14 protein-coding genes are annotated in these 13,968 nt (G+C 61.3%); 8 read left to right on the plus strand and 6 right to left on the minus strand.

Annotated features, from left to right (window positions below):
• The first annotated feature begins 64 nt into the window (after window positions 1–64).
• From AB7933_RS15465 to pepN, 6 genes are read left to right on the plus strand one after another with little or no spacing between them, the layout of a single operon-like run.
• On the plus strand, window positions 65–955 hold the full coding sequence (locus AB7933_RS15465; RefSeq protein ID WP_003217892.1) for an NAD(+) kinase: 891 nt from the start codon (window positions 65–67) through the stop codon (window positions 953–955).
• Window positions 952–1,926, plus strand: coding sequence for a metallophosphoesterase (locus AB7933_RS15470; protein WP_162163607.1), 975 nt, complete (start codon window positions 952–954; stop codon window positions 1,924–1,926). The genes AB7933_RS15465 and AB7933_RS15470 overlap by 4 nt, the downstream gene beginning before the upstream one ends.
• A complete protein-coding gene (locus tag AB7933_RS15475) occupies window positions 1,923–2,792 on the plus strand; it encodes a rhomboid family intramembrane serine protease (protein WP_024075135.1) in 870 nt (289 codons plus the stop codon). The genes AB7933_RS15470 and AB7933_RS15475 overlap by 4 nt, the downstream gene beginning before the upstream one ends.
• A 14-nt stretch (window positions 2,793–2,806) precedes the next feature.
• A complete protein-coding gene (locus AB7933_RS15480) occupies window positions 2,807–3,067 on the plus strand; it encodes a YeaC family protein (RefSeq protein WP_017528545.1) in 261 nt (86 codons plus the stop codon).
• Window positions 3,064–3,894: a DUF2797 domain-containing protein gene (locus AB7933_RS15485; protein ID WP_024075136.1), complete on the plus strand. Its 831-nt coding sequence runs from the start codon at window positions 3,064–3,066 to the stop codon at window positions 3,892–3,894. Before AB7933_RS15480 ends, AB7933_RS15485 begins: the two co-directional genes overlap by 4 nt.
• 12 nt (window positions 3,895–3,906) lie before the next feature.
• Entirely contained in the window at window positions 3,907–6,564 is a 2,658-nt protein-coding gene (pepN, locus tag AB7933_RS15490) for an aminopeptidase N (protein ID WP_024075137.1), read from the plus strand.
• Between the two features lie 151 nt (window positions 6,565–6,715).
• On the opposite strand, the gene map is transcribed toward pepN, so the two are convergent.
• Window positions 6,716–7,471 carry a type I methionyl aminopeptidase gene (map, locus tag AB7933_RS15495; protein WP_024075138.1) on the minus strand — a complete coding sequence of 252 codons (756 nt, stop codon included), beginning with the start codon at window positions 7,469–7,471 and terminating at the stop codon, window positions 6,716–6,718.
• Window positions 7,468–7,671, minus strand: coding sequence for a ParD-like family protein (locus AB7933_RS15500; protein ID WP_024075139.1), 204 nt, complete (start codon window positions 7,669–7,671; stop codon window positions 7,468–7,470). Before AB7933_RS15500 ends, map begins: the two co-directional genes overlap by 4 nt.
• A gap of 272 nt (window positions 7,672–7,943) precedes the next feature.
• On the opposite strand from AB7933_RS15500, the gene ilvA reads away from it, so the two are divergent.
• On the plus strand, window positions 7,944–8,966 hold the full coding sequence (gene ilvA / locus AB7933_RS15505) for a threonine ammonia-lyase, biosynthetic (protein WP_024075140.1): 1,023 nt from the start codon (window positions 7,944–7,946) through the stop codon (window positions 8,964–8,966).
• 245 nt (window positions 8,967–9,211) lie between these two features.
• Entirely contained in the window at window positions 9,212–9,481 is a 270-nt protein-coding gene (locus AB7933_RS15510) for a DUF1652 domain-containing protein (RefSeq protein ID WP_024075141.1), read from the plus strand.
• Between the two features lie 61 nt (window positions 9,482–9,542).
• On the opposite strand, the gene AB7933_RS15515 is transcribed toward AB7933_RS15510, so the two are convergent.
• The 4 genes from AB7933_RS15515 to AB7933_RS15530 all read right to left on the minus strand — a co-directional run bounded on the left by AB7933_RS15515 (window position 9,543) and on the right by AB7933_RS15530 (window position 13,962).
• The gene (locus AB7933_RS15515) at window positions 9,543–9,812 is read right to left on the minus strand and encodes a DUF2790 domain-containing protein (protein WP_024075142.1); all 270 of its coding nucleotides are present in this window, start codon (window positions 9,810–9,812) and stop codon (window positions 9,543–9,545) included.
• A gap of 99 nt (window positions 9,813–9,911) precedes the next feature.
• Window positions 9,912–10,850 carry a carbohydrate kinase family protein gene (locus AB7933_RS15520; RefSeq protein ID WP_024075143.1) on the minus strand — a complete coding sequence of 313 codons (939 nt, stop codon included), beginning with the start codon at window positions 10,848–10,850 and terminating at the stop codon, window positions 9,912–9,914.
• 12 nt (window positions 10,851–10,862) lie between these two features.
• Window positions 10,863–12,344, minus strand: coding sequence for a xylulokinase (gene xylB / locus AB7933_RS15525; protein ID WP_024075144.1), 1,482 nt, complete (start codon window positions 12,342–12,344; stop codon window positions 10,863–10,865).
• A gap of 136 nt (window positions 12,345–12,480) precedes the next feature.
• Window positions 12,481–13,962: a mannitol dehydrogenase family protein gene (locus AB7933_RS15530; RefSeq protein WP_024075145.1), complete on the minus strand. Its 1,482-nt coding sequence runs from the start codon at window positions 13,960–13,962 to the stop codon at window positions 12,481–12,483.
• Window positions 13,963–13,968: the final 6 nt, after the last annotated feature.

A 13,968-nucleotide genomic window follows, 5' to 3' on the forward strand; every position in this document is an offset into this window, starting at 1 on the left:
GCCTGAAGCAGCCTTTCGCCCATAATCGTTCTTTTTTGCCACACCCCAAGCCCGCAGGAGCCCCATGGAGCAATTTCGCAATATCGGCATTATCGGTCGCCTGGGCAGTACCCAGGTGTTGGACACCGTCCGCCGGCTGAAAAAATTCCTGCTGGAACGCCACCTGCATGTGATCCTCGAAGACACCATCGCTGAAATCCTCCCCGGCCACGGCCTGCAGACCTCGTCGCGCAAGATGCTTGGCGAAGTCTGCGACATGGTCATCGTGGTCGGCGGCGACGGCAGCTTGCTCGGTGCCGCCCGGGCGTTGGCGCGGCATAACGTGCCGGTGCTGGGGATCAACCGTGGCAGCCTGGGTTTCCTGACCGATATCCGCCCCGATGAACTGGAAGTGGAAGTGGCCAAGGTGCTCGATGGCCATTACCTGGTGGAAAACCGCTTCCTGCTGCAAGCCGAAGTGCGCCGCCACGGCGAAGCCATCGGCCAGGGCGATGCCCTCAATGATGTGGTGCTGCACCCCGGCAAGTCCACGCGGATGATCGAGTTCGAGCTGTATATCGACGGCCAGTTCGTCTGCAGCCAGAAGGCCGACGGCCTGATCGTCGCCACGCCCACCGGTTCTACCGCCTATGCACTGTCGGCGGGCGGCCCGATCATGCATCCCAAGCTCGACGCCATTGTGATCGTGCCGATGTACCCCCATATGTTGTCCAGCAGGCCGATTGTGGTCGACGGCAACAGTGAGCTGAAAATCGTGGTTTCCAAAGACATGCAGATTTACCCGCAAGTCTCCTGTGACGGGCAGAACCATTTCACCTGCGCCCCCGGTGACACCATCACCGTGAGCAAAAAGGCGCAAAAGCTGCGGCTGATCCACCCGCTGGACCACAACTACTATGAAGTGTGCCGTACCAAGTTGGGCTGGGGCAGCCGCTTGGGGGGTGGAGGCGACTGATGCTCGATCCCGCGCGTAGCTACGACCTGATTGGTGACGTGCACGGTTGCGCTCATACCCTTGAGCACTTGCTCGACCTGTTGGGCTATCACAAACAGGCTGGCACCTGGCGCCATCCGTCGCGTATGGCGGTGTTCCTCGGCGATATCATCGACCGTGGCCCACGCATTCGCGAGGCGTTGCATATCGTCCATGACATGACCGAGGCCGGCCAGGCGTTGTGCATCATGGGCAACCACGAATTCAATGCGCTGGGCTGGACCACGCCGGCGCCACCCGGCAGTGGCAAGCAGTTCGTGCGCGAGCACAACCCCCGGCACGAGCGGTTGATCCACGAGACCCTGACCCAATTCGAGCATCACCCCGCCGACTGGCATGACTTCCTCGGCTGGTTCTATGACATGCCGCTGTTTGTCGACGCCGGGCGTTTCCGCGTGGTGCATGCGTGCTGGGACGACGGGTTTATCCAGCCGCTGCGCGCAACCTTCCCCGACGGCTGCATCGACCAGCATTTCCTGCAGGCCGCGGCCGTGCCGGGCAGTTTTGCCTGCAACGCGTTCGACCGCCTGCTGCGCGGTACCGACATGCGCCTGCCGGATGGCTTGACCCTGACCGGCGGCGACGGGCTGACACGTTCGTTCTTCCGCACCAAATTCTGGGAGGACGACCCTAAGACTTACGGCGACATCGTGTTCCAACCCGATGCCTTGCCAGAGCCGGTGGCACGCACACCGTTATCGTCCAGCCAAAAGAACTCCCTGCTGCGCTACGGCGTCGACGAACCCTTGCTGTTCGTCGGCCATTACTGGCGCAGCGGCAAACCGGCGCCGATCCGCCCGAACCTGGCTTGCCTGGACTACAGCGCGGTGCTGTACGGCAAGCTGGTGGCCTACCGCCTGGACCAGGAAACCCGCCTGGATCCAGGTAAATTCGTATGGGTGGACGTTGAGCGACCCGAGGTGATTGTATGAGTGCCGTGCCCGTATTGCGCTTGCCCCTGAGCGTCGACCTGGGCGGTTTCGTCAAACTGCTGCAACGCATGCAGGTGCCCCATCGCGTCAGCGAAGAAGCCGGCGAGCAGGTGTTGTGGGTGCCCGAGACCATCAGCGACGACGTGCGCGTGCTCTACGAACGCTTTCCTGCGGGCGACCCGGACCAGCAATTGGATATTCCTGAGCAGGCGCCCGTTTCGCGTCCAGGCTTTGTCCAGCAATTGCGGCATAGCCCGGTCACCGCCTTGGTGCTGCTGGCAAGCATCATTGTCGGCGCGGTGACCTTGCTCGGTGAAAACCTGCAAGCCATGAGCTGGCTGACGTTCCTGCCCTTCCGGGTGACAGGCGAATACATCCAGTTCACGCCATTGGCCGATTCATTGGCTTCCGGCCAGTGGTGGCGGTTGATCACGCCAATGCTGATCCACTTCGGCATCCTGCACCTGGCCATGAACGGCATGTGGTACTGGGAACTGGGGCGGCGCATCGAAGTGCGCCAGGGCGGCATCAACCTGCTGGGCCTGACCCTGTTGTTCAGCCTGGTCTCCAACTACGCGCAATACGCCTATGGTGGCCCTGGCCTGTTTGGTGGGTTGTCCGGCGTGTTGTATGGTCTGCTCGGGCATTGCTGGATCTTTCAATTGCTGTCGCCCAACCCGGCTTATCGCTTGCCCCGTGGGGTGCTGGTGATGATGCTGGTGTGGCTGGTTCTGTGCCTGTCGGGGCTGGTCTCGATGATCGGTTTCGGTGAAATCGCCAACGCTGCCCATGTTGGCGGCCTGGTTATCGGTTGCCTGACGGGTTTGCTGGGCGGCTTGTACAGCCGCCGCAAATCTTCTATTTGATAAGGAAGAGCCTCATGTCCTCTTTTGCTGAAATGATCGAAAACATCACCCCGGATATCTACGAGAGCCTCAAGCTCGCCGTGGAAATCGGTAAATGGTCCGATGGCCGCAAGCTCACTGCAGAACAGCGTGAACTGTCCCTGCAAGCGGTGATCGCCTGGGAAATCCAGAACCTGCCCGAAGACCAGCGCACCGGCTACATGGGCCCGCAGGAATGCCAGTCGAAGTCGACCACTGTGCCGAACATCCTGTTCAAGTCGGATGCGATCCATTGATTGAAATCGGTCGCGGTGCAGTCAGCAAAATGTCGGCGCAACTCGGTGAGCCGACCGTTCAGTACGCGTTTCGGCTAGGCGATACCGAGGTGCCGGTCAACCCGTTGATCGGCACCCATGTACGCCTGGAGTATCTCGGCGCCATCCATTGCAGCCATTGCGGCCGCAAGACCAAGACCAGCTTCAGCCAGGGTTATTGCTACCCGTGCATGACCAAGCTGGCCCAGTGCGACCTGTGCATCATGAGCCCCGAGCGTTGCCATTACGACGCCGGCACCTGCCGTGATCCCAGCTGGGGCGAACAGTTCTGCATGACCGACCATGTGGTGTACCTGGCCAATTCGTCGGGGATCAAGGTCGGCATCACCCGCGCCACCCAACTGCCCACCCGTTGGCTCGACCAGGGCGCCAGCCAGGCGCTGCCGATCATGCGGGTTGCAACACGCCAGCAGTCCGGTTTCGTCGAGGACCTGTTCCGCAGCCAGGTCGCCGACAAGACCAACTGGCGTGCGTTGCTCAAGGGTGATGCGCAATCGGTCGACCTCAAGCAGGTACGCGACGAGCTGTTTGCGTCCTGCGCCGAAGGCCTGCTGGGTTTGCAGGAACGCTTTGGTTTGCACGCCATCCAGACCATTGCCGACATCGAACCGATCGAAATTCGCTACCCGATCGAGCAGTATCCGACCAAGATCGTCAGCTTCAACCTGGACAAGAACCCGATTGCCGAAGGTACGCTGCTGGGGATCAAGGGCCAGTACCTGATCTTCGACACCGGCGTCATCAATATTCGTAAGTACACGGCCTACCAGCTCGCCGTGCATCAGTAAAAGGATCCCCTCATGCGCACCGAACAACCGAAGATGATTTACCTGAAGGACTATCAGGCGCCGGATTACCTGATCGAAGAGACGCACCTGACCTTCGAGTTGTTCGAGGACCACAGCCTGGTCCACGCGCAACTGGTGATGCGCCGTAACCCCGAGCGCGGTGCCGGCTTGCCGCCGCTGGTACTCGATGGCCAGCAGTTGGAGCTGCTGAGCGTGAATCTGGGCGACCGTGAACTGACCGCGGCCGACTACCAACTGACCGATAGCCACCTGACCCTGCAGCCGACCGCCGAGACGTTCACGGTCGACACCAGCGTGCGCATCCACCCGGAAACCAACACCGCGCTGGAAGGCCTGTACAAATCCGGCAGCATGTTCTGCACCCAGTGCGAGGCCGAAGGGTTCCGCAAGATCACCTACTACCTCGACCGTCCGGACGTGATGAGCACCTTCACCACCACGGTGATCGCCGAGCAACATCGCTATCCGATCCTGCTGTCCAACGGTAACCCCATCGCCAGCGGCCCCGGCGAGGATGGCCGCCACTGGGCGACCTGGGAAGACCCGTTCAAGAAGCCGGCCTACCTGTTCGCGCTGGTAGCCGGTGACCTATGGTGTGTCGAAGACACCTTCACCACCATGACTGACCGCACCGTGGCGCTGCGTATCTATGTCGAGCCGGAAAATATCGACAAGTGCCAGCACGCCATGACCAGCCTGAAAAAGTCCATGCGCTGGGATGAAGAAACCTACGGCCGTGAGTATGACCTCGACATCTTCATGATCGTGGCGGTCAACGACTTCAACATGGGCGCCATGGAGAACAAGGGCCTCAATATCTTCAACTCCAGCGCCGTGCTGGCGCGCGCCGAAACCGCCACCGACGCCGCGCACCAGCGGGTCGAGGCGATCGTCGCCCACGAATATTTCCACAACTGGTCGGGCAACCGCGTGACCTGTCGCGACTGGTTCCAGCTGTCGCTGAAAGAAGGCTTTACCGTATTCCGTGATTCGTGCTTTTCCGCCGACATGAACTCGGCCACGGTCAAGCGCATCCAGGACGTGGCTTACCTGCGTACCCACCAGTTCGCGGAAGACGCCGGCCCCATGGCCCATGCCGTGCGCCCGGACAGCTTTATCGAGATCTCCAACTTCTACACCTTGACCGTGTACGAAAAAGGCTCGGAAGTGGTCGGCATGATCCATACCTTGCTCGGCGCTGAAGGCTTCCGTAAAGGCAGCGACCTGTATTTCGAACGCCATGACGGTCAGGCCGTGACCTGCGACGATTTCGTCAAGGCCATGGAAGACGCCAACGGTGCCGACCTCAGCCAGTTCAAACGCTGGTACAGCCAGGCCGGCACGCCACGCCTGGCGGTCAGCGAGTCTTACGACGCCGCGGCAAAAACCTACAGCCTGACCTTCCGTCAGAGCTGCCCGGCCACCCCAGACAAGGTGGAGAAACTGCCGTTTGTGATTCCCGTGGAATTGGGCCTGCTGGACGGGCAGGGCGCCGGTATCGCGTTGCGCCTGGCCGGTGAGGCGGCGGCGGGCGGTACTTCGCGTGTGATTTCGGTGACCGAAGCCGAGCAGACCTTCACCTTCGTCGATATCGCCGAACAGCCGTTGCCGTCGTTGTTGCGTGGCTTCTCGGCGCCGGTGAAACTGAGCTTCCCGTACACCCGCGATCAACTGATGTTCCTGATGCAGCACGACAGCGATGGCTTCAACCGCTGGGATGCCGGCCAGCAATTGTCGGTGCAGGTGTTGCAGGAACTGATCGGCCAACATCAGGCGGGGCAGCCGCTGAAGCTGGATCAACGCCTGATCGATGCACTGCGCAGCGTGTTGAGCGATGACAGCCTGGACCAGGCCATGGTCGCGGAGATGCTCTCGTTGCCGGGTGAAGCCTACTTGACCGAAATCAGTGAAGTGGCCGATGTCGACGCCATCCACGCCGCCCGCGAGTTTGCCCGCAAGCAACTGGCCGACCAACTGTTCGAAGGGCTGTGGCTGCGTTACCAGGCCAACCGTGAGCTGTCCAAGCAAACCCCGTACGTGGCCGCGGCCGAGCATTTTGCCCGTCGCGCCTTGCAGAACATCGCGCTGTCGTACCTGATGCTCAGCGGCAAGCCCGAAGTACTGGCGGCGACGCTGGACCAGTTTGATACCAGCGACAACATGACCGAACGCTTGACCGCGCTGGCGGTGCTGGTGAATTCGCCATTCGAGGCGGAAAAAGCCAAGGCGTTGGCGGTATTCGCTGAAAACTTCAAGGACAACCCGCTGGTCATGGACCAATGGTTCAGCGTGCAGGCCGCCAGCGTCTTGCCCGGCGGGTTGGCGCGGGTCAAGGCGTTGATGGAGCACCCGGCATTCACGATCAAGAACCCGAACAAGGTGCGTGCACTGATTGGCGCGTTTGCCGGGCAGAACCTGATCAACTTCCATGCGGCGGATGGCTCGGGCTATCGCTTCCTGGCGGACCTGGTGATCCAGCTGAATGCGTTCAACCCACAAATCGCTTCGCGCCAGTTGGCGCCGTTGACTCGCTGGCGTAAATACGACAGCGCGCGGCAGGCGCTGATGAAGGCGGAGCTGGAACGTATTCGTGGCTCGGGTGAATTGTCCAGTGATGTGTTTGAGGTGGTCAGCAAGAGCCTGGCGTAACGCGCGGGTTGGTTGACAAAAACGGCCCACCGATTGCTCGGTGGGCCGTTTTTTTTGCGTGCGGTCCAGTGGGCTGAAGGGCTGTTGGTTTGAATGTGGGCACTGAGTATTGGCTGACACACGCTGTCCAGGCCGCCCCACAGCTTATGGGTCAGTCGGTTTTTTGCAGGGTCAGCACCTCGAACCCGTCCCGTGTCACGGCGACGGTATGTTCCCACTGCGCCGACAGGCTGTTGTCCTTGGTCACCACCGTCCAGCCGTCTTTCAGGCTGCGCACTTTGGCGCTGCCCTGGTTGAGCATCGGCTCGATGGTAAACACCATGCCTTCTCGCAGTTCCAGCCCGGTGCCGGGGCGGCCGAAGTGCAGGACCTGCGGCTCTTCATGCATCTGCCGGCCAATGCCGTGGCCGCAGTATTCACGCACCACGCTGTAGCCGTTGGCTTGCGCGTGGCTTTGGATCGCATGGCCGATATCGCCCAGGCGCGCGCCTGGCTTGACTTGGCGGATGCCGGCCCACATGGCTTCGAAGGTCATTTCAACCAGGCGCCGAGCCTTGGGGGGGACGTTGCCAATCATGTACATCTTGCTGGAGTCGGCGATGAAGCCACCTTTTTCCAGGGTGATGTCGATGTTGATGATGTCGCCGTCCTTGAGGATGTCCTTGGCACTGGGCATGCCGTGGCACACCACTTCGTTGATCGAGGTGTTGATGGAGAAGGGGTAGTCGTATTGTCCGAGGCTGGCCGGGCGGGCCTTCAAGTCGTTGCGGATGAAGGCTTCGACCGCCGCGTCCAGCTCCAGGGTGGAACGGCCGGCGATGACAAAACCATCGAGCATGCTGAACACCTGGGCCAGCAGGCGACCGGCTTCGCGCATCACGGTCAGTTGGGCAGGGGTCTTGATCATTGGCTGCGGCCTCGGATCAGGTCGGGCTTGTCCAGCAACAGTTTGTTGATCAGCTCGTTGTACGGCAGGCTGGGGTTGAGCTCGGCCAGCAGGCCGATCTTGATCCAGAACTCGGCCTGGGCGTTGATGGAACGATCCATCGCGGCGCTGGCCAGGCGCAGTTGTTCGTGCAATTGGTCGGTGATCTTGACGATGCCCATGTTGTTCACTGTGTTGATTGAATATATGAAGCGTATACGTTTCGTATATTCTGAGTAAACCCCCACGCGCTAAATGGTGTTGGGCCATTGACTTGCCCTGCACCCGCCGGGTAATTTCGATACATGACATTTCAAACCCTTCGCAGCCAGCCAAGCATTATTACCGCCATTCCTCATTTGGCGGGATAGCGCACGGCTGTACCCAAACCCGCCCTAGAGGCGGGTTTTGTTTTTCCGTCTCCAGGGCCCTTTAAGCAAGCCAGGAGACACCCATGAGCACCTGCACAGCGCCCCACACTGCCGACACGGGATTGCTTGAGCACTATGTGAAGAAGATCCTCGCCGCCCCGGTCTATAACCTGGCGCTGCGCACGCCGCTGCAAGCCGCCCCGGCGTTGTCGGCATTGCTGGGCAACCAGGTGCTGCTCAAGCGCGAAGACTTGCAGCCGACCTTTTCCTTCAAGATTCGCGGTGCCTACAACAAGTTGGTGCAACTGAGCGATGAGCAGAAGGCTCGCGGCGTGGTGACCGCTTCGGCGGGCAACCACGCCCAGGGTGTCGCCCTGGCAGCGCGCGAGCTGGGGATCCAGGCACGCATCGTCATGCCGTGCAGTACGCCGGAATTGAAAGTGCTGGGTGTGCGCTCCCGGGGCAGCGAAGCGGTGCTGCATGGTGCGAGCTTTCCATTGGCCCTGGCCCATGCGCTGCAACTGGCCGAGACGTCCGGTTGCACCTTTGTCTCACCGTTCGATGACCCGGACGTCATCGCTGGCCAGGGCACCGTGGCCATGGAGATCCTGCGCCAGCAGCAGGGCGCGTTGGACGCGATCTTCGTGCCGGTGGGCGGCGGTGGCCTGATCGCCGGGATCGCGGCATACGTCAAATACCTGCGGCCACAGGTGCGCATCATCGGCGTCGAGCCGGAAGGTTCGAGTTGCCTGTTGGCCGCCCTGCGCGCGGGCGAGCGGGTGGTGCTGCCCAGTGTCGACGGGTTTGCCGACGGCACTGCCGTGGCGCAGATCGGCGCATATGGCTATGAAATCTGCCGGGATTGGGTGGATGAAGTCATCACTGTCAGCAACGATGAACTGTGCAGTGCGATCAAGTTGATCTATGACGATACCCGGTCCATCACCGAACCCTCCGGCGCGTTGGCCGTGGCGGGTATTCGTCACTATGTCGGCCAAAACGGCGTGCGTGGGCAGACGCTGGTGGCAATCAACTCGGGCGCCAATATCAACTTTGATAGTTTGCGATATGTTGCTGAAAGAGTGGCTGCGCAGGCGGCTGTTTAATCCGAAGGCCAGGGTTAAACGTTTAATCGAAGCTGTTCGGCGATGATCTAACTCGTGCGATCCGGACTTGCACAAAGTTATACAAAATGGCGCCTTGCTTATGAGGAAAGGTTACAACGGCATTGGATTTTGCCGAGTACGCTTGGAAGTTGTAAGCGTCTGCCAGGGTTGGCAAGACGTGGCAGGCACGCGCCTGCCAGGCCTATAACAATTGTTGGCAGTCTCATAAAAAGGAGAGGTTGGCCATGCTTTCAGATTTAGAACTTCGCAGCATTATTGAAGGAAGTTTTCTGCCTAAACGGTGTGAATGTATCAAAGCCGAAGATGCTTCGTTGACGATCAAGGTCTATGACGACCGTGACCGCGACCGCGTGGACTTGGAGGTCAAAGGTATAAACGCCGACAAACTCGACAGCAGTCGCGCAATTTGCAACCTGATTACTGGATTACGCGAAGACCTGAAGCAGTCACAGGCACCGGTCCTGCAAAGAGCCGCTGGGCGCAGTCACTTCTGATAGTTGGACATGAACGCTGGGCCTGGTGATTGCCAGGCCCAACGCTGTTTATGCCCGCCCATCAATTCTGGAAGTCGCAGGCTTCGGACAGTTTCCGATAGCTGACATCTTCGACTTTGCCCGCCTTGTCCACGAACTTGATATCCGCGTCGATGACCTTGCAGTCATCGGTCGGGGCTTCGTTCATGGCCAGGACCTTGGCGATGTTCATCGGCATGCCGTAATGGTAAGGCACGGGTTTGGCCGCGGCGTCTTGATCGTCGGCCTGGGCCAGACCCGACACCGCTGCCAGCGCCAGTGCGCCGCCGAGCATGAATGTACGCAGTTTCATGGTGGTTCTCCGCAAGTGGATACACCGTTACCCTCGGCTTGCGGGATTAACCATCGATTAATTTCTACTTCGCTGACAAAACCTTCATGAATGCGTGGTTCAGCCCAGTTGGTGGCGATACGGCAGGTCCGGCCCGGTCTTGCCGCAGGTCAACGCTGCGGCGCGGATGGCGAAGCCGAGCATGGCGTCGATCTGCGCGCGGGTCAGCTGTTGCAAGCCCTCGACCGAATCCAATTGCTGTTCGGTCAGCCAGGCAATCAGCGCGGCCTGGAAGGTATCGCCAGCCCCCACGGTATCGGCCATCACCACCTTGACCGCCGGCGCGGACCAGTTGCCATGCTGGCGGCTGAACACGCTGGCGCCATCGCCGCCACGGGTCAGGAACACCAACTGGCAACGGTGTTGCAGCCAGCCTTGCAGCACGCTTTCCGGCGATTGGTCGGGGTAGAGCAGGTGCAGGTCTTCATCGCTGACCTTGATCAGGTCGGCGTACTTGACCAGTTCCGCCACGCGTTCGCGCCAGAGCTGGATGTCGGGCTGCGGGTTAAGCCGCACATTCGGGTCGAGGCTGATCAGGCGCTTGCCGCTTTCGCGCTTGACCAGGCTCAGCAGGGTGTCGCCAATCGGCTGTACCACCAGGGAAAACGAGCCGATATGCAGGCCGCGTACCTCATCACCGAGGACCGGCAAATGCGCGACTTCCAACAGCCGGTCCGCGCAGCCTTCACCCCGGAAGTTGTACTGCGGTGAGCCATTGGCGCCCACCGCGACCATCGACAGGGTGGTCGGCGCGGCGAATTCCACCAGGAACTGTTCGCTTACGCCTTCGTCTTTCAGCACCTGCAATAAGCGCCGGCCGAGGAAGTCGGTGGACAGCCCGCCAAACAGCCCGGCCTCGATGCCCAGGCGGCGCAGACCCACCGCCACGTTGAACGGCGAACCGCCAGCAATCGCCTGGTAATTGACCCTGGAAGCCTGCCCGCTGGCATCCTCCTCACTGAAAAAATCAAACAGCGCCTCACCGCACACCAGATACATAGTCGTTCGCTCTTAAAGGGTTGCCACATGCTGTTGATAGCGTTCGTAAGCCTGTTGGTAGGCGCTGACACTGGCGGCCACCGGCAGGGTACGGCTGGCCGGATCGACACTCACGCATTTGTCGCACAGGCTGGCCAGGGATTCGCCGGACTGGCTCCATGCAGCCTGGATCGCCGCGCCCAGGGCGGCGGCTTCGCTTTGTTCGGTGCAGATGACTTCGGTGTTCATGATATCGGCGACCATCTGCCGCCACACCGGACTTTTCGAACCACCGCCGATCAGGCGGATGCTTTGGCTTTGCAGGCCGGTCTGGCGCAGCAGGTCGAGGCCGTAGCGCAGGCCGAAGGTGGTGCCCTCGACGACGGCGCGGCACAGGTTGGCGCGGGTCAGGTTGGTCATGGTGAGGCCGTGCAGGCTGCCCGTGGCATGGGGCAGGGCGGGCACGCGTTCGCCGTTGAGGAACGGCAGCATGCTGACGCCGTCGGCGCCGATGGGCGCCTGTTCGACCAGGGCGTTGAACGTGGCCAGGTCGAGATCGAACAGTTCGCGAATCACCCCGGTGGCATTGGTCAGGTTCATGGTGCAGATCAATGGCAACCAGCCGCCGCTGGATGAACAGAAGGTTGCGACCGACGCCTGCGGGCTCACATTGGGCTGGTCGGCAAAGGCATACACGGTGCCCGAGGAGCCCAGGCTCATGGTGATCACGCCGGGCGCGATATTGCCGGTGCCGATGGCGCCCATCATGTTGTCGCCGCCGCCGCTCGAAACGATGGCCTCGGGGTTGATGCCCAGGCGTTCGGCGATGGCGGGGAGGATCGTGCCAATGGTGTGGTCGGCTTCGATCAGTTCCGGCAAGGCCGCTTCCAGGCGCCCGCTGGGGTCGATGTGCTTGAGCAACGCCACATCCCATTCACGGGTGCGCACGTTGAAGTAACCGGTGCCCGAGGCGTCGCCGTATTCCGCGACGGCGCGGCCGGTGAGCCAGTAGTTGAGGTAGTCGTGGGGCAGCAGGACGTGGGCGATGCGCGCGAAGATGTGCGGGTGCTGCTCAAGGGTCCACAGCAGTTTCGACACGGTGTAGCCCGGCGCAATCGCCACGCCCAGGCGTTCCAGCGAGCCGCTCTCGCCGCCCAGGTAGGCCAGCAGGCGCTGGTTCTCCGGCGCGGTTTCGGTGTCGCACCACAGCTTGGCCGGGCGCAGCACCTGGCCGCTGTCATCCAGCAGCACCAGGCCGTGCTGCTGGCCGGACACGCCGATGCCGAGGATGTCCTGGCCGTCCACGCCGGCCTGTTGCAGGGCGCGGTGGGTGGCCTCGGTAAAGGCGTCGAGCCACTCCTGGGTGTGCTGTTCGCGACGGCCATTGGCGCCGCTGATCAGCGTATGTGCGGCGGCGCCCAGGCCCAGGACCTTACCGCTGGAGGCGTCGAGGACGATCGCCTTGGTGCCTTGGGTGCCGCAGTCGATGCCGAGGAACAGGTTTTGCTGGGTCATGATGGTTTGCTCAGCATTATTGTTGGATTGTAAATGCGCTTTAAATATGGGAGGGGGCTTGCCCCCGATGGCGGTGTTTCAGTGTAAATGTTCTTTACTGACCCAGCGCTATCGGGGGCAAGCCCCCTCCACAGTTTTAAGCCGGTTGCTTCAGAAGCTGTTGCAGGGTCGCGGTGACGCCGTGGTCGCGCAGGCTCCCATAGCACCGCTCGAACGCTGCCACAAATTCAGGCGAGTTGGGAATAGCCTTGCCGAAAATCTCCTCCACGCCCAGCAACCGCTGACTGATCAGCCCCTCGTCACTCACCAGGCCTTGGCAGAACTCCGCGCGCGGATCCGGGATCTTGTAGCTCACCCCATTCTCATCCACGCCCTTCAAATACAAGGCCCAGGCAGCGACGACCAGCGCCGCGCGCTCCGTCTCGCGCCCATCGGCAATCAGGCGGTTGATGGTCGGCACGGTGAACTTGGGAAATTTCGACGAGCCGTCCGAACACACCCGTTCCAGCTGATCGGCAATCGCCTGGTTGGAGAAACGATCCACCAGGGTCTGCTTGTACTCGGTCAGGTCGATCCCCGGCACCGGCGCCAGGTTCGGCGTGACGTCGAGGTCCATGTACGTGCGCATATACGCGACGAACAGCGGGTCATTCATGGTCTCGTGCACAAACCGATAGCCTTTGAGAAAACCCAGGTAGGTCAAGGCCAGGTGGCTGCCATTGAGCAGGCCGATCTTCATTTCCTCATAGGGCGTCACGTCGTCGGTGAACTGGACGCCGACCTGTTCCCAGGCCGGGCGGCCGTTGACGAACTTGTCTTCCAGCACCCACTGCACAAAGGGTTCGCACACCACTGGCCAGGCATCGTCGATGCCGTGCTCGTCGTGCAGTTGCAGGCGGTGGGCGGTGCTGGTCATTGGCGTGATGCGGTCGACCATGGCATTCGGGAAGCTTACGTTGGCCTTGATCCAGTCATGTAGTTCGGCGTCGTGCAGGGCGGCGAACGCCAGCAGGGCCTTGCGCGTCACGGCGCCGTTGTGTGGCAGGTTATCGCAGGACATCACCGTGAAGGCTGGCGTGCCGCTGGCACGGCGTTGGGTCAGCGCGGCGCAGATAAAGCCGAACACGGTTTTCGGCGCTGTCGGGTGGGCCAGGTCGTGCTGGATCTGCGGCAAGTGGGCCATGAACTCGCCGTTGCTGTCGTCAATGCAGTAGCCGCCCTCGGTGATGGTCAGCGACACGATACGAATGGCTGGGCTGGCCAGTTTGTCGATCAGCGCCTGGGCACCGTCTTCGGCCAGCAGCATGTCGCTGAGGGAACCGATCACACGCACTTCGGTGTCGTCGGTATCGCCCAGTTCATACAGGGTGAACAGGTAGTCCTGGCCGGCCAGGTCGTCGCGCGCCTTGCGGTCCTCGGCGCGCAGGCCGACACCGCAGATGCTCCAGTCCAGGCCAACCCCGGTGTTCATCAGCGCATCGGTGTAATACGCCTGGTGCGCGCGGTGGAAGCCGCCGACACCAATGTGCGCGATGCCCTGGGTGGTGCTGGCAATGTCGTAGGTCGGCAGTTTCACGTGCGGCGCCAGCCGGTTGAGGTTCTGTTTGTTCAGCTTCATAACGAA

It is taken from the genome of Pseudomonas gorinensis (genome assembly GCF_042015035.1).
Classification (GTDB): Bacteria; Pseudomonadota; Gammaproteobacteria; order Pseudomonadales; family Pseudomonadaceae; genus Aquipseudomonas; species Aquipseudomonas gorinensis.

Coding starts and splice junctions, on each gene's coding strand:
- AB7933_RS15480 (WP_017528545.1), top strand. CDS start 2,807: ATGTCCTCTTTTGCTGAAATGATCGAAAACATCACCCCGGATATCTAC.
- AB7933_RS15475 (WP_024075135.1), top strand. CDS start 1,923: ATGAGTGCCGTGCCCGTATTGCGCTTGCCCCTGAGCGTCGACCTGGGC.
- AB7933_RS15510 (WP_024075141.1), top strand. CDS start 9,212: ATGCTTTCAGATTTAGAACTTCGCAGCATTATTGAAGGAAGTTTTCTG.
- pepN (WP_024075137.1), top strand. CDS start 3,907: ATGCGCACCGAACAACCGAAGATGATTTACCTGAAGGACTATCAGGCG.
- AB7933_RS15515 (WP_024075142.1), bottom strand. CDS start 9,812: ATGAAACTGCGTACATTCATGCTCGGCGGCGCACTGGCGCTGGCAGCG.
- AB7933_RS15500 (WP_024075139.1), bottom strand. CDS start 7,671: ATGGGCATCGTCAAGATCACCGACCAATTGCACGAACAACTGCGCCTG.
- map (WP_024075138.1), bottom strand. CDS start 7,471: ATGATCAAGACCCCTGCCCAACTGACCGTGATGCGCGAAGCCGGTCGC.
- ilvA (WP_024075140.1), top strand. CDS start 7,944: ATGAGCACCTGCACAGCGCCCCACACTGCCGACACGGGATTGCTTGAG.
- AB7933_RS15465 (WP_003217892.1), top strand. CDS start 65: ATGGAGCAATTTCGCAATATCGGCATTATCGGTCGCCTGGGCAGTACC.
- xylB (WP_024075144.1), bottom strand. CDS start 12,344: ATGACCCAGCAAAACCTGTTCCTCGGCATCGACTGCGGCACCCAAGGC.
- AB7933_RS15520 (WP_024075143.1), bottom strand. CDS start 10,850: ATGTATCTGGTGTGCGGTGAGGCGCTGTTTGATTTTTTCAGTGAGGAG.
- AB7933_RS15530 (WP_024075145.1), bottom strand. CDS start 13,962: ATGAAGCTGAACAAACAGAACCTCAACCGGCTGGCGCCGCACGTGAAA.